Below are 21,513 nucleotides of genomic sequence, written 5' to 3'. Positions count from 1 at the left end.
CCGACGCGCCACCGCCTCGCGGGAGGGGCGGCCGGTGGTGCGCGAGCCGGCGACTGGCGCAGCGGCTCGCGTGCTCCTCCACCAGCGCCGGGGGCGCCCGGCCCCCGCTCGCGCGAGGGCCAGGGACGTCAAACTACCGCGCGCCCACGGGACTGCCGGGCGGCGCGGACGGCGCGCTCGACTCGCGGCGGCGCAAGAGCCCCCACAGGCCGTAGGCCACCAGCGCGAAGCAGCCGTACTGCGCGGGCGTCATGCCGAAGTAGCGCGCGTCCACGTAGCTCATGTCCGTGGCGCGCAGGAAGTCGAAGCTGAAGCGGCACGCCGCGTACAGGATGGCCAGCAGCGGCAACAGCCGCCCCTTCATCTTCTCCACGTCGCGCAGCGCGTATAGCAGGCCGGAGATGGCGAAGAGCGCGATGGCGTCGTACATGCCCAGGTCGTGACGGGGACCGTTGGGGAACGCCACCGCCAGGAAGAAGTCGGTGCGCACGCCCGGGTGGTCATGCACCGCGAAGCACCCCAACCGCGCCACCGCCCAGCCCGGCGCCACGCCCAGCGCGAACGCGTCCGCGTAGTCGTTGAAGCGCAGCTTGCGGTGCCGGAAGAAGAAGATGGCCGCGATGATGCCGCCGACCAGGCCGCCGAAGGACGACAGCCCATCCCAGACCTTCAGTATCTGGAACGGACTCTTGGACAGCTCCTCCGGGTGGTAGAAGAACAGGTGCACCCAGTGTCCCACCAGCACGCCCACGCCCACGCCCCAGGGGGCGTAGTCGGCGAGCGGCGTGGGGTCCAGCCCCTGGCGCTTCGCCTGGCGGCCAAGCAGGTTGGCGGCCAAGAGGATGCCCGCGGCCACGAAGATGCCGAAGGGCTCGATGGTGAGGGGCCCCAGCTTCAGCGAGGGGGCATGCCAGTAAGGAATCACGTCGATGGCTCCAGAGGACGGACCGTCCGCCCCACTTAATCCGTCGGGGGCGACCTAGGCGAACAATTGTGGGGACGCGAACTTCCCCCTCTCCGCCTGCTCCGCCCGGACGGCCCAGGTCGGCTGGCGGACACCCCTCCTGTGCCGCTTCGAGCAGTCGGAGGGCCTCCTTCATACTTCCCGACGCTCCAGAAAGTCCCGCCAGGACCGAAACAGGGGGGCTCAGGCGTCTACAGCATGGAAACCCTGCTTTAATTGTCAGGCCGGTCCTGTCCAATCTCACAATGGCTTCAGGGATTCCGGGAGGTCTCATCACGCCGGGCGGGAGGTCCCGGCAGACGCGCGCCCAGGGAGCGCGCCTTCACATCCGCCGGGCTCGCGAGGCTCCGGGCATGGCGGACGCGGTCTGGATGCGGGTGGCCCTTGTCCGTCGCCATCCGCGTTGCACGGTGGTTCAAGGAGTCGACAACCCATGAAGTCCTACCTGTTGGTCCCCAAGGAGTCCATCGAAACGCAGGCCCGCGTCGGGCCTCGCGGCACGCAGCAGGGTGAGCGCGTGCTGCCGCGCACCACGGCGCTGCGCTTCACCGTCGCCAATCGCGCCCCGGACACGCTGTCGCTGCTCGGCCTGCGCTCGGCGACGCTGCCCGGTCCGCGTCCGCCCGTCAGCGGGCAGGAGGCGCGCAAGCGCGTCGCGAAGGGCTCGAAGGTGAAGCGCCCCACCACCCGTGGCGCGGACGCGTCCACCCCGCCGCTGCCCGGCGCTCCTGTCTCGGAGCAGACGGGCAGCGAGGCGGGCAGCTTCCGCTTCATGCCGCTCATCGGCGCCACCATGGCCCACTTCTACTCGGACGCCACGGAGGCCGAGGCGCGCGGCGAGCTCGCCGCCGACTTCGAGTTCATCCCCGACGTGGTGCCCCTGTCGTTCCCCGGCCCCGTGTCCGCCGGACAGTCCGGCCCGCGCAACCGGGGCATGAGCTCGCTGGCCGAACGCGAGTGGCCCGAGGAGAGCGGTGTCCCCCTGGCCCACGCCCAGGGCATCCGCGGCGCGGGCGTGCTGCTCGGCGTGCTCGACACCGGCGTGGACGCCGACCACCCCGAGCACGCCGCCAAGGTCATCCAGTTCCGCTACGTGTCGCTGTTCCCCAACTCGCCGCACAATCCGGCGCGCGACATCCGCGGCTTCGACCCGGACGGCCACGGCACCCACGTGTGCGGCATCGCCGCGGGCACCCACCACGGCGTCGCCCCGGAGGTGGACCTCTACGTCGCGTCCGTCATCGAATCGGAGACCATCCGCACCAGCCTGGGCCGCGTGGCCGCCGGCATGGAGTGGCTGCTGCACCAGTTCAGCAGCCCGCAGAACGTCACCCGGCCCGCGGTGGTGAACCTGTCGTTGGGCTTCCCGCTCAAGCCGCCTCCGGGAATCTCCGAGGCCGACTACCGCCTCAACCAGCGCGCGCTGCAGACCATGATTCGTCGGCTGCTCGACAGCAACGTGCTGCCTGTTGTCGCGGCAGGCAACAGTGGACCCGACACGGTTGGTTATCCAGCCGCCTTTGACGAGTCCCTGGCCGTCGGAGCAGTCGACTTCGAGCGCAACGTGGCTCATTTCTCCGCCAGCGGTGTCGTGGAGCGCCGCGTCGTACCCGACGTCATGGGTTACGGGGTGAATGTGTACTCGAGCACCGAGCGGCGTTGTAACAATCAGGCGTTCTACGAACGAATGAGTGGCACCAGCATGGCGGCGCCTTATGTCGCGGGTATCGCGGCGCTCTATCGGTGCCGCGCGCCTGACTTGACGGCGCTCGAGGTGCGGGATTTGATTTTGGCCAATGCGGTCAAGCTTCCTCGCTCAGGTGGTCACCGAACGGGCAAGGGCCTGGCTGTCTTCCGGTGATGGTGGTGGGTCGAAACCGGGGTCGGCGCCAGTGGAGCGCCGGGCCCGGGGGAGGATGAGGCCATGAGCAGAAAGAATGGCGAACCCGGAGACGGCTTCGCGGCGGGGGTTTCCCGCGTCTCCTCGAGCGTGCGAGCATTGCCTGGCATGGCCAGCGCGCGCACGCAGCCCGAGTGGATCGACATCACCGTCATGCCCCGGGAGACGCCCGCGCCTGCTCGCGCGCGCGCGCCCGCACGTCCCCCGCCCCTGTCACGGGCGGAGGTCCAACGGGCCGGGCTGGCGGAGAGCGCTCGCTTCCACGAGAGCTTCATGCGCTGGCTCGAGGCGCACCACCTCCTGGGCTCCGTGCGTTCGGTGAGCGAGCCGGGCTCGATGCCCATGCTCCACCTGCGCTGCGCGCCGCGCGTGCTGGACCAGCTGCGGCGTGCTCCGGAGTTCGAGGCGGGCGCGATGATGCCCGTCGACCTCTACTAGCGGTGGGTGCCCCTCGCCGTGCACCCCTGGTCTGGGCTCCCCATCCGATGTTCCGGAGGGCGGCCCGTGGTGGCTCGTTCCACCTGTCGGCGGAGCGCGAGTCCCGGCTTTCAATCCGGGGAACTCACGGTCTCTCCGCTTGTTCCTGATTAACTTAGAAACTCGCGATTCGCATGTCATCCCGCAATCGTCCCGGGAGGCATGTGAGCGTTGGCTTCACACCGGAGCAAGCCTTCGGTAGGCCTGGGGCTGGCTTTGAGTCGGCAGAAGCCGAAGGGCGCGAGGGTGGTGGATGTTCCAGTTGAGGACCGAGGCCTTCATCGACGCGTCGCCTGACGCCGTGTGGGCGGTGCTGAGCGACTTCAGGGCCTATCCCTTGTGGAACCCGTTGATGTTGGAGGCGCACGGGAAGGTGGAGGTGGGCGCGAGGGTGGCGATGAAGGCGCGCTCGCCGGATGGCTCGGGGCGGGTGTTCGGCTTTCGCGCCACGCTGACGCGGGTGGAGTCACCCACGAGGTTGGAGTGGACGGGCGGCGTGCCGGGCCTGATGTTCGGGCGGCACGGGTTCGAGCTGCGCCCCGAGGGCACCGGGACGCGGCTGGTCCACGGTGAGGACTTCAGCGGGGTGGTGACGTGGTTCATGGGCAAGCCCCGGCGCGACGCGTTCCGGGCCGCCTATGAGGTGATGAACCGCGCGCTGGCGGAGCGGGTGAGGGCACTGTCCACCCCCGCGTGACGTCGTCCCCGGCGGCACCCTGGCGCAGGCGCACCCACGTGGGGGCGCGGGGCTTTCGTTCTCTTTCTGGCAGTGATGCGCGGACACGTCGCGCGCGTGTATCGCCTGGACGACGCGTGCGCGTCTGGCGTGCGCGAGGCCCGGTCCCAACTCCGCCCGGCGTGCAAATCCTCAGCGGCCCGAAACGCGACGAGGGCATGCATGGATGGACGACGTCGGCTGCGCGCGAGTGCCATGGCGGTGTGCGTGGCGTGCGCGGGCCTGGTGGGCGGCGCGGGCTCCGCGTGGGCGCAGGCTCCCGAGGAGGGAGAGCCAGGTGAGGTGTTGTCGGAGGAGCAGCTCGAACAGCTCCTCGACACTCCCGCCGAGCAGCCCTCCGGCGCGGAGCTGTCCGTGGCGTCGTTCGGTCCGGAGCAGCTCGCGCCCTACTTCGCGGAAGGGGTCCTCGCGCGGGCGCAGTCGGAGGTGCGCAGGGGGCGCTTCGGGAAGGCCCGTGCGTTGCTCGCGGACCAGGAGCCCACGTTGCCGGTGCGCTTCCTGCGGGCGCAGAGCGCGCTGCTCGGCCGCGACTATGCCACTGCCGCGGAGGAGCTGGCGGCGCTGGCGGTGGACTATGTGCCATTGAAGGACCACTGCCTGTTGTGGGCGGCGCAGGCGAACGAGAAGCTGCGCAAGCTGGAGCTGGCCGCCTCGCAGTACCGCGAGGTGAGCTCGGGCTCGCCGTTGTACGCGGAGGCGCGCTTCAGCCTGTCGCGCGTGTTGCAGCGGCAGCGGGACATCCCGGGGGCGCTGCAGGCGCTGCAGGAGCTCATCGACAGTCGTCAGGCGCGGGGGCCGGACGCGCTGCGGATGAAGGCGCTGCTGGCCATCTGTGATTTGGCGCGGGCCCAGGGGCTCTACAACGTCGAGCACCGCGCGCTGCTGGAGGTGTGGGCCACGAGCCCCCTGTCACGTGAGGCGCAGCGCGCGAAGGAGCGGCTCAAGGGTCTGCCGCTGCCGCTCAAGTGGAAGGTGCGCCGGGGCGAGGCGCTGGTGGAGCTGCACCGCCACGGGCCCGCGACGGAGCTGCTCGTGGGGGTGATGTCCCAGGTCGACCCGCCGGACGAGCTGTCGTGTCGGGCGCACCTGGCCTTCGGGCGCGCGCTGCGCAAGGAGCGCCAGCACCGCCGCGCCATCCAGCTGCTGACGCCGGTGGTGGAGAAGTGCACCTCGGCGGAGTACCGGCCGCAGGCGCTCTACGTGCTGGGCTATTCGCAGTCGGTGGTGGACCCGAGGTCGGCCATCACCACGTACGCCACTCTCGCGCGCGACTACCCCGAGCACGGGTACGCGGATGACGCGCTCTTCTTCGAGGCGTGGCTGCTGCAGCGCACGGGGCAGCTGGACGAGGCGCTCTCGCGCTACCAGGAGACGGCGGAGCGCTACCCGGCGGGCAACTTCGCGTCGGAGGCGCTCTTCCGCGCCTTCTGGCTGCACACGCGGCGCGAGGCGAAGGCGGAGGCGCTGTCGGCGCTCGAGGCGGTGGAGCGGCTGCCCGCGGCGTCACGCACGGACGAGGCGCTGTGGCGGGCTCGGTACTGGCGCGCGAGGGTGCGCGAGCCGGTGCCCCTGACGAGCGCCACCGCGCTCGACGACTACGAGCAGCTGGCCACCGAGCGGCCCGCGACCTGGTACGGGATGCTGGCGCGCTCGCGGCTGGCGATGCTGGCCCCGGAGCGACTGGGGCGCCTGTCGCCGGAGCCCGGGACGGGCGGGGACGCGGAGCCCGCGGACGAGGTGTGGCCGCTGCCGCCCGGTCCGCTGCGCCACGACGTGCGCTTCGCGGCGGGCGTGGAGCTGCTGCGGCTGGGGCATCCGGGCGCGGCGGAAGAGCTGCTCGCGGTGAACTCGCGAGGGTTGTCGGAGGCGCCGGCGCGGCTGCTCTACCAGACGATGGTGCGCACGGGCCGCAAGCGGGCCGCGCGACAGGTGGCGCGCGAGTCCCTGCGGCGCGAGGTGCAGGGTCCGCTCAGCCCCGAGTCGCGTCCGGTGTGGGAGGCGACGTGGCCCCTGGCCTTCCGCAACGTCATCCAGCGGTACTCGAAGGCGTCCAAGGTGGACCCGGACCTGATGCAGGGGCTCATCCGCGAGGAGAGCCGCTTCCGTCCCACGGCGCGCTCGTCCACGGGGGCGCTGGGGCTGGCGCAGTTGATGCCGGCGACGGCGAAGCAGGTGGCGCAGGCGCTGAAGCTGGGGGACGTGGGCGAGTCGAACCTGCTGCAGCCCGCGCAGAACGTGCGGCTGGGCTCGGCGTACCTGGGGCAGCTCTTGCACCGCTTCGGGGGTAACGTCGCGTACGCGGTGGCCGCGTACAACGCGGGGCCGCACGCGGTGGACCGCTGGCGTCAGGCGCTGCCACAGGCGGAGCTGGACGAGTGGGTGGAGCACATCGCGTTCGACGAGACGCGCGAGTACGTGAAGCACGTGCTCGGCAGCTACGGCGCCTACAAGCTGCTCTACACCGGCCAGCCGGTGATGCTGCATCCGACGAAGGTCGAGGCCGCCAGTCGCAGGTAGCGGCGCAAGGGGAGGCGAGCCACCGGGGGGATGAACAACCGCGCTGGCTCGGTCCTCGAAGCCGAGGACCGCCGTTGCATGGGGAGCCGGGCTGCCGCCCAGGGTGGGACACCTCTTCCGCGAGGGATGTCCGACCTCACTGGCGTGGTCCTCGATGCCGAGGTCCGCCTTCGCATGCGGAGCCGGCTGCACGCCTCGGGGACACTCCTCCGTCGAGGCGTGGCCGTGCAGCGGCGCGTGCGGCGCGCCTTCCTCGCGAGGAGACGCGCCAGCGCCGCGAGGGCCTTAGAAGTTCAGGCCGCCGTCGACGTCGATGGTGCGGCCGTTGAAGTAGTCACATTCGAGGATGAACTTCACGGCCAGCCAGATGTCCTCGGGCAGGCCGATGCGGCCCACGGGGATGGCGGAGACCAGCGCGTCGCGGGCCTTCTGGTTCATGCCCTGCGTCATCGGCGTCTCAATCATGCCCGGGGCCACCGCGCCCACGCGCACGCCGAACGGGCCGAACTCGCGCGACCACGTCACCGTGTTCGCCGCCAGCGCCGCCTTCGCGGACACATAGTTGGACTGCCCGCGGTTGCCGTGCCGGGCGATGGACGACATGTTCACGACGACGCCGGGCTTCTGGTCCGTCTCCACCATCTTCGCCACCACCTCGCGCACCATCAGCGTGGCGCCCGTGAGGTTGACGCCGACGACGGCGTTCCAGTCCGCGGTGGACAGCTTCTTCACCTCGCCCGTCGTCCGGTCCTTCTTCACCAGCAGCGCGTCGCGCAGGATGCCCGCGTTGTTGATGAGGCCGTTGAGCCCGCCCATGGCCTCGTTCGCCCAGGCCACGAACGACGTGATGTCCGCCTCCGAGGACACATCCAGCTTGCGCCGGTGGATGCCCGCGGGCAGCGCCGCCAGCTTGTCCTCGGCCACGTCGCCCACCGCCACCTGCGCGCCCGCCTCCATCAGCCGCTGCGCGAAGTGCGCCCCCATGCCCTGGGCGCCGCCCGTCACAATCACCTTCAGGTCCTTGAGCTGCATGTCTGTCTCTCTCCGGTGTGTTGGGGCGGCCTTGCGGAACCCACCTGCGGGCCCGTGCCGCCGGGAAACCCGCCGCGCAGGCTACGCAACCCGGCCCGCCCTGGCCAGCACCGAAGAAGTTGAAACATGAATCGACATTCAACTTCAGCGGAAACGAAAGCGCCGCGTCGGGTGTCCGACGCGGCGCGGCACGGCCTCGAGGTGTCAGGGGCGCTGTCTACAGCGCGCCGGAGATGACGCCACCCAGCCGCTTCATGCCCTCGGTGATGAGCTCGGGCGGGCGGTTGGAGTAGTTGAGGCGGATGAACTCCGAGCGCGGGTCGCTGGCGAAGAACGGGCTGCCCGGCACGAAGGCCACCTTCTGGTCGATGGCGCGCGGCAGGAGCGTGTCCCCGCTCAGGCCCGGTGGCAGCTGGGCCCACAGGAACATGCCGCCCTCGGGGTGCGTCCAGCTGGTGCCCTGGGGCATGTGGGCCTTGAGCGCGTCCAGCATCGCGTTGGCGCGCTGGCCGTACACGGGCGTGAGCGCGTCCAGGTGCGCGTAGTAGTCGAAGTCCCTGAGCAGCCGGGCCACCGCGCGCTGGGCGAGGGTGGCGGTGTGCAGGTCCGTGGACTGCTTGGCGATGGTGAGGCTGCGCACGAAGTCGCGCGGGCCCGCCACCCAGCCGATGCGCAGGCCCGGGGCCAGCGTCTTGGAGAACGTGCCCAGCGAGACGACGACGCCCTGGTCATCGAACGCGGCCAGGGACGGCAGGTGCTCGCCGCGGAAGCGCAGCTCGCCGTACGGGTCGTCCTCGAGGATGAGGAAGCGGTGCTGCTGGGCCAGCTCCACCAGCTTCTTGCGGCGCTCCAGCGCCAGGGTGGTGCCCTTGGGGTTCTGGAAGTTGGCGACGATGTAGAGCAGCTTGGGCTTGCACGTGGCCAGCACCCGCTCCAGGTCATCCATGCGCATGCCCTGGTCGTCGCTCTCCACGGTGGCGAACTTCGCCTCGTAGCCGCCGAAGGTCTGCAGCGCGGCCAGGTAGCTGGGGTTCTCCACGATGACCAGGTCACCGGGGTCCAGCAGCACCTTGGCGACCAGGTCGATGCCCTGCTGCGAGCCGTTGGTGATGAGGACCTGGTTGGCCTCGCAGACGCGGCCCTTCTTGCCCAGGTGGCCGGCGATCCACTCGCGCAGGGGGCCGAAGCCCTCGGTGGTGCTGTACTGGAGCGCGGCGGGGCCCTCGTCGGCCATGACCTGGGCGTGCGCCTGGGCGATGGCCTGGACGGGGAAGAGCTCGGGGGCGGGCAGGCCGCCGGCGAAGGACAGGATGTCCGGCCGCTCGGCCACCTTGAGGATTTCGCGCACCGCGGACGTCTTGATGCGCGACATGCGTTGGGCGAGTCGCCAGACCGGCGGCGGGGGAAGGGGTGCGCTCATGGCATCGGCGCTCATCTTTCACTCTCCTTTGGCGAGCTCGGGAGGCACGCGGACGTGCGTGTCCTCCTTGATGGACGACAGGACGATGACGGTCTGTGTGCGGGTGACGCCGGCGATGGTGCGCAGCGTCTCCACGAGGAGCGAATCCAGCGTCCGCGTGTTGGCCGACTTGACCTTCAACAGATACGAGTCCTGCCCGGCGACGCGGTGGCACTCCAGCACGTCCGGCAGCGCGAGGACCTTCTTGGCGAAGCCCTCGAAGTACTTCGGATGTTCGATGCTCACCCCGATGAAGGCGGTGATGTCCTTGCCCAGCTTCGTCGCGTCCACGCGCGCCGCGTAGCCGGTGATGACGCCCCGCTCCTCCAGCTTGCGGATGCGCTCGGCGACCGCCGGCTGGGACAGCCCCACCGCGCGTGACAGCTCCAGCTGCGTCGCGCGGCCATCGCGCTGCAGCAGGTCCACCAGGCGGAAATCGAGCTCATCCATGGGCATCGGCGGGTCTGACCTTATTTTTATAAGTCCCTTGGGGTTTCGACAGCTAAATTAAATTTGGCGTGCAAAATAAGCAAGTGGGGTGGAAGTGCAAGGGTGAACGACGCGGGACGTCGCTCGGCTGTCCGTTCGCTCACGGGCGGACGGGGCCCCGCGGGCTCGATTGCGCGCGGGGTGCCGGGGAGCGGACAGGCGTTGGGGGGGCTCGCGGTCGCCACGGTGGGCGAGGGCGTTACCCGCGCGGGCGAATCCGGGTGTTGCGCATCGCGGCGGGGGACCCGGGCTTCAGGCCCCTTCGCACGTCCAGGTGTTGAAGGGCTCGGGGTGGCAGTAGCACCAGCCCTCGGGGCCGTGGCTCCACAGGCAGAGGAAGTCGGGGCCACCGGGGCGGCACGGTGTGCCGGCGAAGGCGTCGCAGCTCTCGGTCAGTGCGGAGTCCTGCTGCTGGGGACCGGAGGACACGTCTTCGTGCGGCGCCACCGCGTCGCCGCACGCCGCGAGGTAGAGGGAGAGCGCCAGGGGCAGGATGGCTCGCATTGGGGGCTCCAGGGGTTGGGGGAAGGTCTCCTCCCCTCGCGAGGAGGAGACCTTGGGAGACATCAGCCGCTGTAGTCGCAGACCCACTTGTTGAACGGCGGGGACTGGCAATAGCAGTTGCCTTCGGCGCCATCGCTCCAGGTGCAGAGGATTTCGAGAGGACCTGGACGGCAGGTCTTGCCGACGTAGCCCTCACAGGGAGGGCCGAGCGCGGAGCGCTCCTGGGAGGAGTTCTCCACATCCAGTGCCTCGCCGGACTCCACGCCGCCGCACGCCGTCAGACTGAGGGCCAGGATCCCCATCCAGATTGCTCGCATGTCGACCTCCACGGTTTCGCGCGAAATGCGCGAAAAGCATGGATAGATTAGTCGTGGCGAGCAGGGCAGGACAGAGGGGGGCGCGAACTCAGAACGGCATGCCCCCGGTCTGCACCTGGAGCGCCTGGCTGTTGATGGTGGTGAGGAGTTGACGCAGGGCCTCGGTGCGCTGGTCCGGCGTCATGTCGACGAGCGCGACGCGGAAGGCCTGGGCATCCTGGCTCGTCCAGCGCTTGACGCGGAGCGCGGCGTCGATGAGCCGTTGGCCCTCCTGGGCGGCCGCGAGGTTCTCCGCGGAGGGCTCGCTGGGGGCCGCTGCGGGTGGCGTGGATGGGGTTGCGGCCACCGGGGCACCCGACGCGGCGATGGCGCAGCGCGTGTCGGGTGTGGAGGTCCGTGACAGGAGCGTGTCGAGCACGGCGCGCTGGCTCGCGAGCTCCTGGAGGATTCGCGCGTTCGTGTCTGGGGCGGTCTGCCGTCCGGCGAGGAACGCGGTGGCGGAGGTGCCCAGCAGGAGGAGCGCGAGGAGGGGTTTGGACGGGGGAGGCATCGTGGCGGCTGCTCGTGGGGATGCGCGCGCGATGGAGGCGCGCATCCCCACAGTTGTCTTCAGGCTACGGCTGCTTGGGCGCGCCCAGCGATGCGTTGACCACGCTGAGGACCGAGCAGGTGGCCGTCCCCGGGTACCGGTTGAACGAGATGAACGAGTCCGTCGTGATGGAGCGCGCTGTCGCGAGCAGGTCCGAGTTGGTCGAGGAACATGCGAAGTAGGTACCGGCGACGTCGTAAGCGAAGCAGCCGAGGATGGGCGCGCTCCCCACGGTCGTGGTGATGGAGCAGCCGATGAACTGCCGGGTGTCCGCGCTGTTGCGAGCATCGCCCAGGGAGCCCGAGGCCCTGTCCGTTGCCAGGTCGATGATGACGGGGTCGTAGTTCTTGGCGCCAGCCCAGGCCGCCGTCCCGATGAGGGCGGTGATGCCGATTCCCACGAGCTTCGAGATGTTCTTCGTCATGGATGTCTCTCCTGGAGGAAACGAGATGTCTCTCCGGGCGGCAGGATGGCGTTCACGGTCCGTGAAGGCAAACAAATCCAGACAAGGGTTTCATGAGACACCCCGGGTCTGGAGTGCATCGCCTGGGGCTCGCCGCGGGATTGCCAGGGATTGAGAATGAATCCGTGTCGGGTGTATCAGTGAAGACTCAGGGCTCTTCCGTTTCGAGAAGATGAGGCGTGCGAGGCTCAGAACGGAGCGCCGTGTGTGCGCACCTCGAGGGTGTTGGAGTTGAGGGCGATGACGAGTCGTCGGACGACCTCATCCTGCTGTGGCGCGGTCATGGTGCGCAGTGCGCGGCGCAGTGCGCTGACATCCTCGTCCGTCCAGCGTCGGGAGGCGATGGCGTTGTCGATGACCTTGTGACCCTCCTGGAGGGCCGCGAGCGCTTGCGCGGAGGTCTCGGGAGGAGGGGCCTCGACAGGCGGCGCGGGCTTCTCCTCGAGCGCCTCGCGCACTGCCTCGGTGATCTCCGCGCGGAGCCAGGCGGAGTCGAGGTTGCCTCCGACTGGGGCACGAGGCGGCGGAGCGTGGAGCGTCGTGAGCAGCGCGCGTTGTGCGGCGAGCTCGCGCAGGACGGGCTCCAGGTCGGTCGAGGCGGGAGCCTGAGTGGCGCGTCCCGCGAGGAACCCCAGGACGGGGCCCAGACAGAGCGAGGCGATGAGCAGGGCTTTCATCCAGGGAGACAATGGGCGGGGCTCCGGTGGGAGGATGCGGTGGTTCACATCCTCCCAAGTGCGGCGAGGGAATCAGGGCTGCTTGGGGGCGTACTGGGAGCCGTGGGTGACGTTGATGTGCGTGCAGGTGCCGGAGGCGTCCCAGGTGAAGTAGAGGTACGAGTCGCCTTGGATGCTGCGAGCGGCCTCCGCGAGCGCGGCGCTGCTCGACAGGCAGGCGCCCACGGCGGAGGCGCTCTGCGCGTAGCAATAGACGGTCGTCGAGCCCGTGCTGGAGGTGTTCACCTGACAGCCGAGCTTCTGGAAGGAGTCCGCGGTGTCGCGCGTCGAGGCCAGCGAGCCGAAGGCCTCGCGTGACCCCGTGTACACCGTGACGGGATAGGCGCTCTTCTCTCCGGCCCAGGCGGCCGTTCCGATGAGCGCGGTGGCGAGGACCGCGGTGACGAGCTGACGAGGATTCTGCATGGGTTCTCTCTCCTGTAGGGACGACGAAGGTGTCTCCCAGGGAGATGAGAATGATTCACAATGGGTGAAGGTCCAATGTGAAACGAGGGTGTCTGGATATACACCGGCCGCGCATGTCGGACCGCTCTGCTATTGCGCCCTTCACCATGCCACGGGTGCGCTACTTCAGGCTGAACGAGGACGTCCGAGCAGGGTGCTGGTACCTGGGAAATCCCCAGGACTCGCAGGGGCATGAGGTCGAGGACCCTTATGTCTTCATCATCCTGGTGGCCACGAAGCTCATCCGCTGCATCGATGAGCAGGCGTCCAAGGTGCAGTTCTGGGACCCCAAGCACGCGCCGCGCGGGAAGGAGGGGACGTACTACGCCGTGGATGACATGCGCATCGACACGTCGAAGGTGGGCAACGCCAAGGTCTTCCGCACGGAAGACTGGGACATCGCCCTCATCGTCTCCGAGGACATCAAGGAGGCGCTGGAGTGACTGAAGCCCAATGGCGCCACCTTCACTCCTGTGTCGCCCCGCGCCTCACTCCACCGCGGCATCCCGAGGCAGCTGCCGCACCGTGTGCCCCTTCTTCTGCAGCAGCGCCACGATGCCCTCCGCGCCCACCACGTGCCCCGCGCCCACCACCACCAGGTGCACGCGCGGCTCACTCAAGAGCCCCTCCATCCGGTCCGCCATCTGCACGTTGCGCTCGAAGAACACGCGCTCGTATACGGGCCGGTAGGTCTCATCCTTCGCTCCCTCCAGCAGCAACCCCGCCATCCCCTCCGCGTCCCCCGCCTGCCACGCGGACGTGAGCGCCTCCACAATCTCTCCCGGTCCCTGCTCCCGCCGCAGCTGGTCCCTCAACATCAGGTCCTGCAGTGAGTCCGGCGTGCCCGCGAGCATCCGCAGCTGCCCGTCCGCCGTCTCCAGCTCCATCACCTGCTTCTGCGTCCCGTGCGCCTTGTCCAGGAACGCCCGGTCCACGCCGTGCCCCTGCTTGTAGCCCGCCGCCTCGAACTCCAGGTTGTTGAGCACCAGCCCCGCCAGCCACGGCCGCAGCCGCTCCAACCCCTTCACCTCCACCCCCAGCCGCGTCGCCGCTCTCCCCAACAACTCCCGCGTCGCCGGGTCCAACCGCTGCGTCAGGTTCTGCCCCTCCGGCAACATCCCCAGCTCGCGCACCAGCTTCCCCATCGCCGCCGCATCCGTCTTCGTCGTGTCCACCTCCACCGCCAGCACCTCCGCCTTGCCGAACGCCGCGTCCATCGACGCCGGCAACGCGAGCGCCCCGGGCTTCCCCATGTGGATGGACCCCACCAGGTACGCCGTGCCTCCCCCCGCTCCCTTCACCTCCCAGAGGAACGCCTTCCCCGTGTCGACCGGGGTGTACTTCCGCGCGGCGGGTGTGGACGCGCAGCCCGCGCCGAGCAGCACGACCAACAACAGGGACAACGACAGGGACGACGCGCGCTTCATGGTGTGGGCTTCCCCCAGGTGGTCCACCCATCGAACCACCCGGGCACGCACTGCGTCGAGGCTCAATCCAGGGCCCCTCCACGCGCCCGGTACCGCGCGCGCTGCCTCGGACGCCTTCCGGAGTACGCTCCCTCACAGAGGACACGAGGTCTTCCGGTGACGCCCTGCGTCGCCCACAGTCCATGACGCGCGGAGCCATTCTCCGTGCTTTGACAACCCCATTGAGCGGGTGTTACCGCTAGGTGAAACATGAATCGGCCTTCAACTTCTCCAGACCGCTCCGGACCCGTGACACCGCGAGGTCAGCGGACGCGTGCGAAGCTGCTGAAGGCCGCCGAGTCGGTCTTCGGGGAGAAGGGCTACGAGCGCGCCTCCATCGCGGACATCACGCGCAAGGGGGGCGTGGCGCTCGGCACGTTCTACGTCTACTTCCCGGACAAGCAGTCCATCTTCGTCGAGGTGGTGGACGACCTGGGCACGCGCCTGCGTCGGCTCATCGCGGACTCCACCTCCAAGTGCGACAACCGCATCGACGTGGAGCGCGAGGGCCTGCGCACCTTCTTCCAGTTCGTGCGCCAGCACCCCAACCTCTACCGCGTGGTGCGCCAGGCGGAGTTCGTCGACGCCGACTGCTACCGCCGCTACTACGACCGCTTCGCCAAGGGCTACGTCACCGGCCTGTCCCGCGCCATGGAGGAGGGCGAGGTGCGCCGCATGGACCCGGAGGCGCTCGCCTACTGCCTGATGGGCATCGGTGACTTCCTGGGCATGCGCTGGGTGCTGTGGGAGGAGGACCCGGGCCTGGAGCGCGTGCTCGACACCGCCATGGGCCTCATCCGCCACGGCCTGGACACCCGCCCCGCGCCGCCCCCGGGCCGCAACACGCTCAAGACGTCCAAGACCCCCGCCAAGGCCGCGCCCTCGCGCGCCGCCCCCACCAAGAACGCCAAGAAGAACACCCTGCGCCCCACGCGCCGTCCGGCGCGGAGCGCCCGGAGCTGACGAAAGCACATGCGATACGCGCAGATCCTCTCCACTGGCCGTTACGTCCCCGAGAAGGTCCTCACCAACGCGGACGTCGAGAAGATTCTCGGCGAGCCCGTCGACGAGTGGCTCCAGCAGAACGTGGGCATCAAGCAGCGCCACGTCATGGCGGACTCCCAGGCCACCAGTGATTTGTGCGTCGCCGCCGCCCGTCAGGCCCTGGAGCGCTCGGGCACGAAGCCGGAGGAGCTGGACCTCATCATCGTCGCCACCGACACGCCCGACTACTTGAGCCCCGCCACCTCCTCCGTGGTGCAGGCCAAGCTGGGCGCCCCCAACGCCGGCACCTACGACCTCAACTGCGCGTGCGCGGGCTGGGTGACGGCGCTGGACGTGGGCTCGAAGACGATTGCCGCGGATGACAGCTACCAGCGCATCCTCGTCGTCGGCGCGTACGGCATGACGCGCTACGTGAACTGGAAGGACAAGAAGACCTGCACCCTGTTCGCGGACGGCGCGGGCGCGGTGGTGCTGGGCGCGGGCGACAAGCCCGGCTTCATGGGCGCGAAGCTCCTGGCCAACGGCGAGTACCACGACGCGCTCGGCATCTACACCGGCGGCACGAGTCGCCCCGCCACCGCGGAGACGCTGCCGCTGACCGGCGGCAAGCCCGCCGTGCAGTTCGTGCGCAAGTTCCCCTCCACCTTCAACACCGAGCGCTGGCCCATGCTGCTGGACCAGCTGCTCAAGCGGCAGGACCAGACGCTGGATGACGTGAAGCTCTTCGTCTTCACCCAGCTCAACCTGCGCACCATCGAGGCCACCATGAAGGTGCTCAACCAGCCCATGGCCAAGGCGCACTACACGATGGACAAGTGGGGCTACACGGGCTCGGCCTGCATCCCCATGACGCTCGACGACGCGGTGGTGCAGGGGAAGGTGAAGAAGGGCGACCTGGTGGCCTTCTGTGCCAGCGGCGGCGGTCTCGCCATGGCCTCCGCCCTCTACCGCTGGACGGCCTGAGCTTGGAGGCGCGCATGTTCATCGGAGACTGGATGGGGCGGGGCGCCCTGTACTGGCCCGAGCACGTCGCGGTGGTGGACACGGCCAAGGGCGACGCCGGCCGCTTCACCTACCGCGCCCTGAACGCGCGCGCCGAGGCGCTCGGCGGCTGGCTGCGCGACGTCGCCGGGGTGAAGCCCGGGGACCGCGTGGGCCTGGTCGCCCACAACGGCGTCGAGTACCTGGATGCCCTCTTCGCCTGCGGCAAGCTGGGCGCCATCTTCGTCCCCTACAACTGGCGCCTGCATGCCTCCGAGCTGACCGACCTGGTCCGCTCCATCCGCCCGCGCGTGCTGCTCTTCGGCGACGACTTCCGCGACGCCGTGGCCCAGGTGCGCGAGAGCGTGGGCGACTCGCTGCGCCTCGTGGCGCTGGAGCCGCAAGGGCTGCCCGGCGTCGCCACGTACCCGGACGTGCTCGCGCACCGCCCCACCGCGCCCGTGCGCAACGACGCCGTGTCCGAGGAGGACACGCTGTGCCTGCTCTTCACCGGCGGCACCACGGGGCGCTCCAAGGGCGCGTGTGTCAGCTACCGCATGGTGGCGTGGAACACGCTCAACACGCTGGTGCACGAGGTGCGCCCCGGCGACGTCACGGTGACGCACACGCCCATGTTCCACACGGGCGGGCTGCTCGTGTACACGCTGCCCCTGCTCACCGCGGGCGGCACCGTGGTCATCATGCGCCGCTGGGAGCCGGAGGAGCTGCTCGCGCTGATTGCCCGCGAGAAGGTGTCGCTGTTCTTCGCGGTGCCCACGCAGTACCAGCAGCTGCTCGACTCGCCGCGCTTCGCGACGACGGACTTCTCGTCGGTGCGCTTCATGACCAGCGGCGGGGCGGCGCTGCCGGTGCCGCTCATCCAGGCGTGGCAGGCGGTGCACGCGGTGCCCTTCAAGCAGGGCTTCGGGATGACCGAGTTCGGCCCGGGAATCTTCAGCATGGGGCCCGAGTTCGCGGTGTCCAAGGCGGGCTCCATCGGCCGCCCCAATTACTTCATCGCGGCGAAGCTGGTGGACGACGACGGCCGCGAGGTGCCGACGGGCGGCGTGGGAGAGCTGGTCCTCAAGGGCCCCTCCATGTGCTCGGGCTACTTCGAGGACGAGGCCGCCACGCGCGAGGCCATCGACGCGGACGGCTGGTTCCACACCGGCGACCTGGCGCGTCAGGACGCGGACGGCTTCTTCACCATCGCCGGCCGCAAGAAGGACATGTTCATCTCCGGCGGGGAGAACGTGTACCCGCTGGAGCTGGAGTCCGTGCTGTACGAGCACGCCGCCGTGCAGCAGTGCTCGGTCATCGGCATGCCGGACGCGAAGTGGGGTGAAGTGGGGCGCGCCTTCGTGGTGCTCAAGCCCGGCGTGGACTGCACGGGTGACGCGCTGCTCGAGCACCTGCGCGGCAAGGTGGCGCGCTTCAAGGTGCCCAAGCGGGTGGTGCTGGTGGAGCGCCTGCCGGTGTCCGCGGCGGGGAAGATTCTCAAGCGCGAGCTTCGCGAGGCGGCCATCGCCGCCGACGCCGAGGGGCGATGACGCCCACCGGCTCCGACGCACCGCGCTGAACACTGTCTGGGCGGGCATGTCTGGGGTTGGCCCTGCATGCTTGTCGTCTGTCGTGACACCCCGGCGGTGACGCCGGAACGAAGGGAGCACCACATGAAGAAGAAGCTGCTGTCCGCGGTCATGGTTTGCGCGCTGGGCTTCGTCGGCTGCGGAGATGACGACAGCGACCCCACCCCGACGCCCCAGACCCCCAAGCTCGACAGCTCCGCGAACATCCTCGCGTTCCTCGAGGGCAAGTCGATGATCATGGAGGGGACCAACATCCCCAGCCACCCCAACGGCTTCAACGAAGATGTCGACTACGGCGCGGCGTCCCAGTGTTACCAGAGCGTCACCATGTCGGTGGCCGGTGGCAACTTCAAGGTCGACAGCATCCCGGGCACCATCGCCAACAACGTCTGTGACCACAACGCGCCGAAGAACCCGCTCTCCTTCACGTCCAACACCGTCCTCATCGAGAACGTGGCGTCCGACGGGAGCTGCTTCGACGTGACGTTCTCCTTCCCGGGTGGCCTGGTGCAGGAGGGCCGCGGCGGCTTCACCGCGGACCAGAAGACGCTCAAGCTGGAGCTGTACTTCAAGAACCAGGGCACGGGCATCCGCTGCGCCAACGGCGCGGTGGGCACGTCCAGCTCCGTGACGCTCAACGGCCAGCCCTTCACGGGCAACGCCGTGCAGACGTACTCCATCCGCTAGTCCGCCTCACCTCGTGCCGGAGGGAGGGTGCGCTCCCGCCCTCCCTTCCGGTCGGAGGTCCGGACGCGGGTGCTCGTCGCCCGCGTCCCCCAGGAGCCTGGCCGTACTTGAGCCATCGACAGTGGTGACATCCGAGCCCGGTGTACCGGGAGCGCCCCGCCGTGCGGGGCCGAGGTGGATATGACGGGAAGTGGGTTCGAGGCACGCGAGACGCTGCGGCGCAACGCGAGGATGCTCGCGGCGCTGGGGCTCGTGGGACTGGCGACGCCGGCCGCCGCGCAGAGCACCCCGGTGCCGGGGCTGTACGCCGAATGGCAGGAGGAGAAGAACCGCGAGGAGGACGCCGAGCCGCGTGAGTTCAGCCTCATCAACTACTTCTTCACGCGCGTCTCCATGACGAACCAGATTGGTGACCCGGCCGGCCTTCGTGGCGTGGCGCTGGGTCCCATCGGCTCGCGCGTGGGCAGCGCGGTGAGCACCGAGCCGAGCCGCTCGGCGTACTTCATCGAGCAGCGCTGGATTCCCGTCATCGAGTACAGCCCGTTCTTCGTCGACGGGCTGGCGTCCTTCCGCGCGCAGTTCGAGGTGGACTTCCTCTGGGGTCGCTCGGCCAACACGATTGGTCAGAACGAGGGCGGCGGCTTCAACGCCGACCAGGTGAACATCCAGACCAAGAACGTCAACGTCGCCATCTACCCGACGCGCAACCCGAACCAGCTCACGCTGCTGGTGGGCACCCAGCCGGTCTACGACAGCGCCTACGACCCGACGCGCACGCCGCTGTCGGACCTCACGCGCACCGGCTACAAGCTGGCCTTCCTGGGCAGCGACGCGACGGGCCTGTCCATCTTCAGCGGCTTGAAGGGCAACGCGCGCCTGAGCCTGTTCCCGCTGGGCAGCGCGCAGGCGGACCGCGCCACGCGCAACGACCCGCGCCTGAAGTACATCTGGCTGGCGATGGCGGACTACGTCTACCCGGTGCGCCCCAACACCAACGTGGGCGTGTCCGTGTGGGCGCTGAACGACGACACCAAGGGTGACGCGTACGCCTTCGAGGGCCTGGTGAAGAGCGGCCCGTCGTCCACGGGCCTGCCGGGCTTCACCGGCACGGCGCGCTTCAACATCAACCGCCCCACCGGCACCGTCTTCTGGGCGGGCGCGCACTTCAACCACAACATCGACTTCCGCAACGGTCGGCTCGGGGCCTCTGGCTTCGTGATGTACAACGGCGGCAAGTACAAGAGCGACGATCCGGAGAACTCGCCCATCGACGAGCTGAACATCTCCGGCGTGTCCGCCAACCTGGAGGTCATGTACCAGTGGGGCCGCGGCCCCGGCGACGTGGTCACGCTGGAGGGCATGTTCTCCTCCGGTGACTCGAACCTGGACGACGACAAGTACACGGGCGCCTTCACGCTGAACCAGTACGGCCTGCCGGGCGCGGTGTGGTTCAACCACAAGATGCTCATCCTGTTCCCGTTCACCAGCACGGTGAACAACTACACGGGCGCGGTGACGGACATCTCCAACCAGGGCTACGGCCTGCGCGCGGGCATCGCCTCGGCGGCGTGGGACATCATTCCCAACAAGCTCAACCTCAAGGTGGCCACGGGCCTGGCGAACTCGGGCGCGGACCCGACGCCCTGGGTGGCGGAGGTGCGGCGCGGCCGGTTCATCGGCGCGGAGGTCAACGCGGAGCTGCGCTACCACATCCGCTATCTGATGACCGTGGGCCTCCACGGCGGCTACCTCTTCCGCGGCAGCTTCTACGACGGCTCGGCCACCGTGCGCAGCGACCCGTGGGCGGCCTTCACCACCTTCACCTGGTACGCGTTCTGACCATGAGCTCCTCCCGCGCTTTCACCGCGTTGCTCCTCGCGGCGGGGCTGTCCTCCGCCGGTTGCGTGCGCTCGTATGCTGGCGAGTCCGCGCTGTCCTTCCAGGACCTCGACTACTCCACGGCGGGCACGAAGCAGGCCTGGCCCGTGCACCGCGTGGCCCTGCCGGACGTCACCGCCCGGTACGGTCTGGCGAGCCCGCTCCATGTCTCGTACGTGGATTTGCCCGCGCCCACGCCCGAGGCGAAGACGGTCATCTTCGTGCACGGCCTGGGCTCGTACCTGAAGTTCTGGCAGGCGCAGCTGGACGTGTTCCACGCGAAGGGCTACCGCGTCGTCGCGGTGGACCTGCCGGGCTACGGCAAGTCCGACAAGCCGGCCACGTTCCCGTACACCACCGAGGCCATGGCGGACGCGGTGGCGGAGCTGGCGCGGGTGTTGGGCGTGGAGAAGCCCATCCTCGCGGGGCACTCCATGGGCGGGCAGACGTCGCTGTCGTACGCGCTGCGCTACCCGGACGCGGTGGAGGCGCTGGTGCTGGTGTCTCCGGCCGGGTTCGAGAAGTTCTCCTGGAAGGAGAAGCAGTGGTTCCGCCGGGTGATGAGCTCGGACTTCATCAAGGCGGCGCCGGAGGCGGGCATCTGGGGCAGCGTGCGTCAGGGCAACTTCATGCACTGGCGGCCGGAGCTGGACTGGCTCATCCAGGACCGCGTGCGGCTGGCGAAGTCGCCGGAGTTCGACGCGTACGCCTACGCCAACGTCCGCACGGTGCGGGGCCTGGCGAACAACGACTTCGTGCGCGACAACCTGCACCGCGTCTCGGTGCCCACGCTCATCGTCTACGGCACGGATGACCGGCTGATTCCCAACCCGTTCCTGCACGGCGGCGAGGCGCGCGAAATCATGGAGTACGGCGCGTCCCGCATCCCCGGCGCCGCGCTGGCGCCGATGAAGGGCTGTGGACACACGGTGCAGCTCGACTGCCCGGAGCCGGTCAACGAGGTGGTGCTCGCGTTCCTGGCGGACCCGACGGCGGCGAAGCCCTTCGTGGAGAAGACGAAGCCCGAGGACAAGGAGGCCAAGCCGAGCGAGCCGTCGCCCGTGCCCGGCGCGCCGGAGACGCAGCCCTCGCCGATGCCCGCGCAGGACGATGCGCCGGCGCCGTCGGACGGACCGAGGCCGTAGCGCGAGGCACGGCCCCGCGCCGAGAGGCTGGCCGGTCTCGGCGCGAGGGGGCGCACGGCGCCCTCCGGTGGATGAGGCGACGCCCGCCGTGGAGGAGCGCGGCGGGAGGACCGCCATCTCCTGAAGGTCGGAGG

The 21,513-nt window shown here is 69.5% G+C and carries 22 protein-coding genes; 11 read left to right on the top strand and 11 right to left on the bottom strand.

Annotated features, from left to right (window positions below):
- Nucleotides 1–133: 133 nt before the first annotated feature.
- A complete protein-coding gene (locus LXT21_RS31000; protein WP_254041816.1) occupies nucleotides 134–925 on the bottom strand; it encodes a prolipoprotein diacylglyceryl transferase in 792 nt (263 codons plus the stop codon).
- Between the two features lie 472 nt (nucleotides 926–1,397).
- Here LXT21_RS31000 and popC point away from each other — a divergent pair, with 472 nt between their 5' ends.
- From popC to LXT21_RS30980, 4 genes are all read left to right on the top strand, one after another.
- Entirely contained in the window at nucleotides 1,398–2,825 is a 1,428-nt protein-coding gene (popC, locus tag LXT21_RS30995; RefSeq protein ID WP_254041815.1) for a subtilisin-like protease PopC, read from the top strand.
- A gap of 63 nt (nucleotides 2,826–2,888) precedes the next feature.
- Nucleotides 2,889–3,302 (top strand): PopC secretion inhibitor PopD, encoded by a 414-nt coding sequence (gene popD, locus LXT21_RS30990; protein WP_254041814.1) that lies wholly within the window; start codon nucleotides 2,889–2,891, stop codon nucleotides 3,300–3,302.
- A gap of 292 nt (nucleotides 3,303–3,594) precedes the next feature.
- Nucleotides 3,595–4,038, top strand: a complete 444-nt coding sequence (locus LXT21_RS30985) for an SRPBCC domain-containing protein (protein WP_254041813.1) — start codon at nucleotides 3,595–3,597, stop codon at nucleotides 4,036–4,038.
- Nucleotides 4,039–4,239: 201 nt separating this feature from the next.
- On the top strand, nucleotides 4,240–6,594 hold the full coding sequence (locus tag LXT21_RS30980) for a lytic transglycosylase domain-containing protein (RefSeq protein WP_254041812.1): 2,355 nt from the start codon (nucleotides 4,240–4,242) through the stop codon (nucleotides 6,592–6,594).
- Between the two features lie 285 nt (nucleotides 6,595–6,879).
- On the opposite strand, the gene LXT21_RS30975 is transcribed toward LXT21_RS30980, so the two are convergent.
- From LXT21_RS30975 to LXT21_RS30935, 9 genes are all read right to left on the bottom strand, one after another.
- The gene (locus LXT21_RS30975; protein ID WP_254041811.1) at nucleotides 6,880–7,626 is read right to left on the bottom strand and encodes an SDR family oxidoreductase; all 747 of its coding nucleotides are present in this window, start codon (nucleotides 7,624–7,626) and stop codon (nucleotides 6,880–6,882) included.
- Nucleotides 7,627–7,843: 217 nt separating this feature from the next.
- Complete coding sequence (locus tag LXT21_RS30970; protein WP_254041810.1) at nucleotides 7,844–9,061, bottom strand: aminotransferase-like domain-containing protein; 1,218 nt, start codon at nucleotides 9,059–9,061, stop codon at nucleotides 7,844–7,846.
- A 3-nt stretch (nucleotides 9,062–9,064) separates the two neighbouring features.
- Complete coding sequence (locus tag LXT21_RS30965) at nucleotides 9,065–9,541, bottom strand: Lrp/AsnC family transcriptional regulator (protein WP_082164907.1); 477 nt, start codon at nucleotides 9,539–9,541, stop codon at nucleotides 9,065–9,067.
- Between the two features lie 285 nt (nucleotides 9,542–9,826).
- A complete protein-coding gene (locus tag LXT21_RS30960) occupies nucleotides 9,827–10,078 on the bottom strand; it encodes a hypothetical protein (protein WP_254041809.1) in 252 nt (83 codons plus the stop codon).
- 62 nt (nucleotides 10,079–10,140) lie between these two features.
- Nucleotides 10,141–10,395 (bottom strand): hypothetical protein, encoded by a 255-nt coding sequence (locus LXT21_RS30955; protein WP_254041808.1) that lies wholly within the window; start codon nucleotides 10,393–10,395, stop codon nucleotides 10,141–10,143.
- Nucleotides 10,396–10,483: 88 nt separating this feature from the next.
- Nucleotides 10,484–10,945, bottom strand: a complete 462-nt coding sequence (locus LXT21_RS30950; RefSeq protein WP_254041807.1) for a hypothetical protein — start codon at nucleotides 10,943–10,945, stop codon at nucleotides 10,484–10,486.
- A gap of 64 nt (nucleotides 10,946–11,009) precedes the next feature.
- Complete coding sequence (locus LXT21_RS30945) at nucleotides 11,010–11,408, bottom strand: hypothetical protein (RefSeq protein WP_254041806.1); 399 nt, start codon at nucleotides 11,406–11,408, stop codon at nucleotides 11,010–11,012.
- A gap of 227 nt (nucleotides 11,409–11,635) precedes the next feature.
- On the bottom strand, nucleotides 11,636–12,124 hold the full coding sequence (locus LXT21_RS30940) for a hypothetical protein (protein ID WP_254041805.1): 489 nt from the start codon (nucleotides 12,122–12,124) through the stop codon (nucleotides 11,636–11,638).
- A 72-nt stretch (nucleotides 12,125–12,196) separates the two neighbouring features.
- Entirely contained in the window at nucleotides 12,197–12,589 is a 393-nt protein-coding gene (locus LXT21_RS30935) for a hypothetical protein (protein ID WP_254041804.1), read from the bottom strand.
- Between the two features lie 146 nt (nucleotides 12,590–12,735).
- Between LXT21_RS30935 and LXT21_RS30930 the strand changes: the two genes are divergently transcribed.
- A complete protein-coding gene (locus LXT21_RS30930; protein ID WP_254041879.1) occupies nucleotides 12,736–13,071 on the top strand; it encodes an imm11 family protein in 336 nt (111 codons plus the stop codon).
- Between the two features lie 45 nt (nucleotides 13,072–13,116).
- Here LXT21_RS30930 and LXT21_RS30925 read toward each other — a convergent pair whose 3' ends face one another.
- Nucleotides 13,117–14,055 (bottom strand): TraB/GumN family protein, encoded by a 939-nt coding sequence (locus LXT21_RS30925; RefSeq protein WP_254041803.1) that lies wholly within the window; start codon nucleotides 14,053–14,055, stop codon nucleotides 13,117–13,119.
- Between the two features lie 249 nt (nucleotides 14,056–14,304).
- Between LXT21_RS30925 and LXT21_RS30920 the strand changes: the two genes are divergently transcribed.
- The 6 genes from LXT21_RS30920 (at nucleotide 14,305) to LXT21_RS30895 (ending at nucleotide 21,379) form a co-directional block, all read left to right on the top strand.
- A complete protein-coding gene (locus LXT21_RS30920) occupies nucleotides 14,305–15,057 on the top strand; it encodes a TetR/AcrR family transcriptional regulator (RefSeq protein ID WP_254041802.1) in 753 nt (250 codons plus the stop codon).
- A 9-nt stretch (nucleotides 15,058–15,066) separates the two neighbouring features.
- Nucleotides 15,067–16,062 (top strand): 3-oxoacyl-ACP synthase III family protein, encoded by a 996-nt coding sequence (locus tag LXT21_RS30915; RefSeq protein ID WP_254041801.1) that lies wholly within the window; start codon nucleotides 15,067–15,069, stop codon nucleotides 16,060–16,062.
- 14 nt (nucleotides 16,063–16,076) lie between these two features.
- Entirely contained in the window at nucleotides 16,077–17,630 is a 1,554-nt protein-coding gene (locus LXT21_RS30910) for an acyl-CoA synthetase (protein ID WP_254041800.1), read from the top strand.
- 123 nt (nucleotides 17,631–17,753) lie between these two features.
- The gene (locus tag LXT21_RS30905; RefSeq protein ID WP_254041799.1) at nucleotides 17,754–18,356 is read left to right on the top strand and encodes a hypothetical protein; all 603 of its coding nucleotides are present in this window, start codon (nucleotides 17,754–17,756) and stop codon (nucleotides 18,354–18,356) included.
- 180 nt (nucleotides 18,357–18,536) lie between these two features.
- Nucleotides 18,537–20,195, top strand: a complete 1,659-nt coding sequence (locus LXT21_RS30900; protein WP_254041798.1) for a hypothetical protein — start codon at nucleotides 18,537–18,539, stop codon at nucleotides 20,193–20,195.
- A gap of 2 nt (nucleotides 20,196–20,197) precedes the next feature.
- Nucleotides 20,198–21,379 (top strand): alpha/beta fold hydrolase, encoded by a 1,182-nt coding sequence (locus LXT21_RS30895; protein ID WP_254041797.1) that lies wholly within the window; start codon nucleotides 20,198–20,200, stop codon nucleotides 21,377–21,379.
- The last annotated feature ends 134 nt before the right edge of the window (nucleotides 21,380–21,513 follow it).

Source organism: Myxococcus guangdongensis (assembly GCF_024198255.1).
Taxonomy (GTDB): domain Bacteria; phylum Myxococcota; class Myxococcia; order Myxococcales; family Myxococcaceae; genus Myxococcus; species Myxococcus guangdongensis.
Note: the sequence above shows the minus strand (reverse complement) of the source record. Positions and strands in the feature narration are given on the sequence as shown.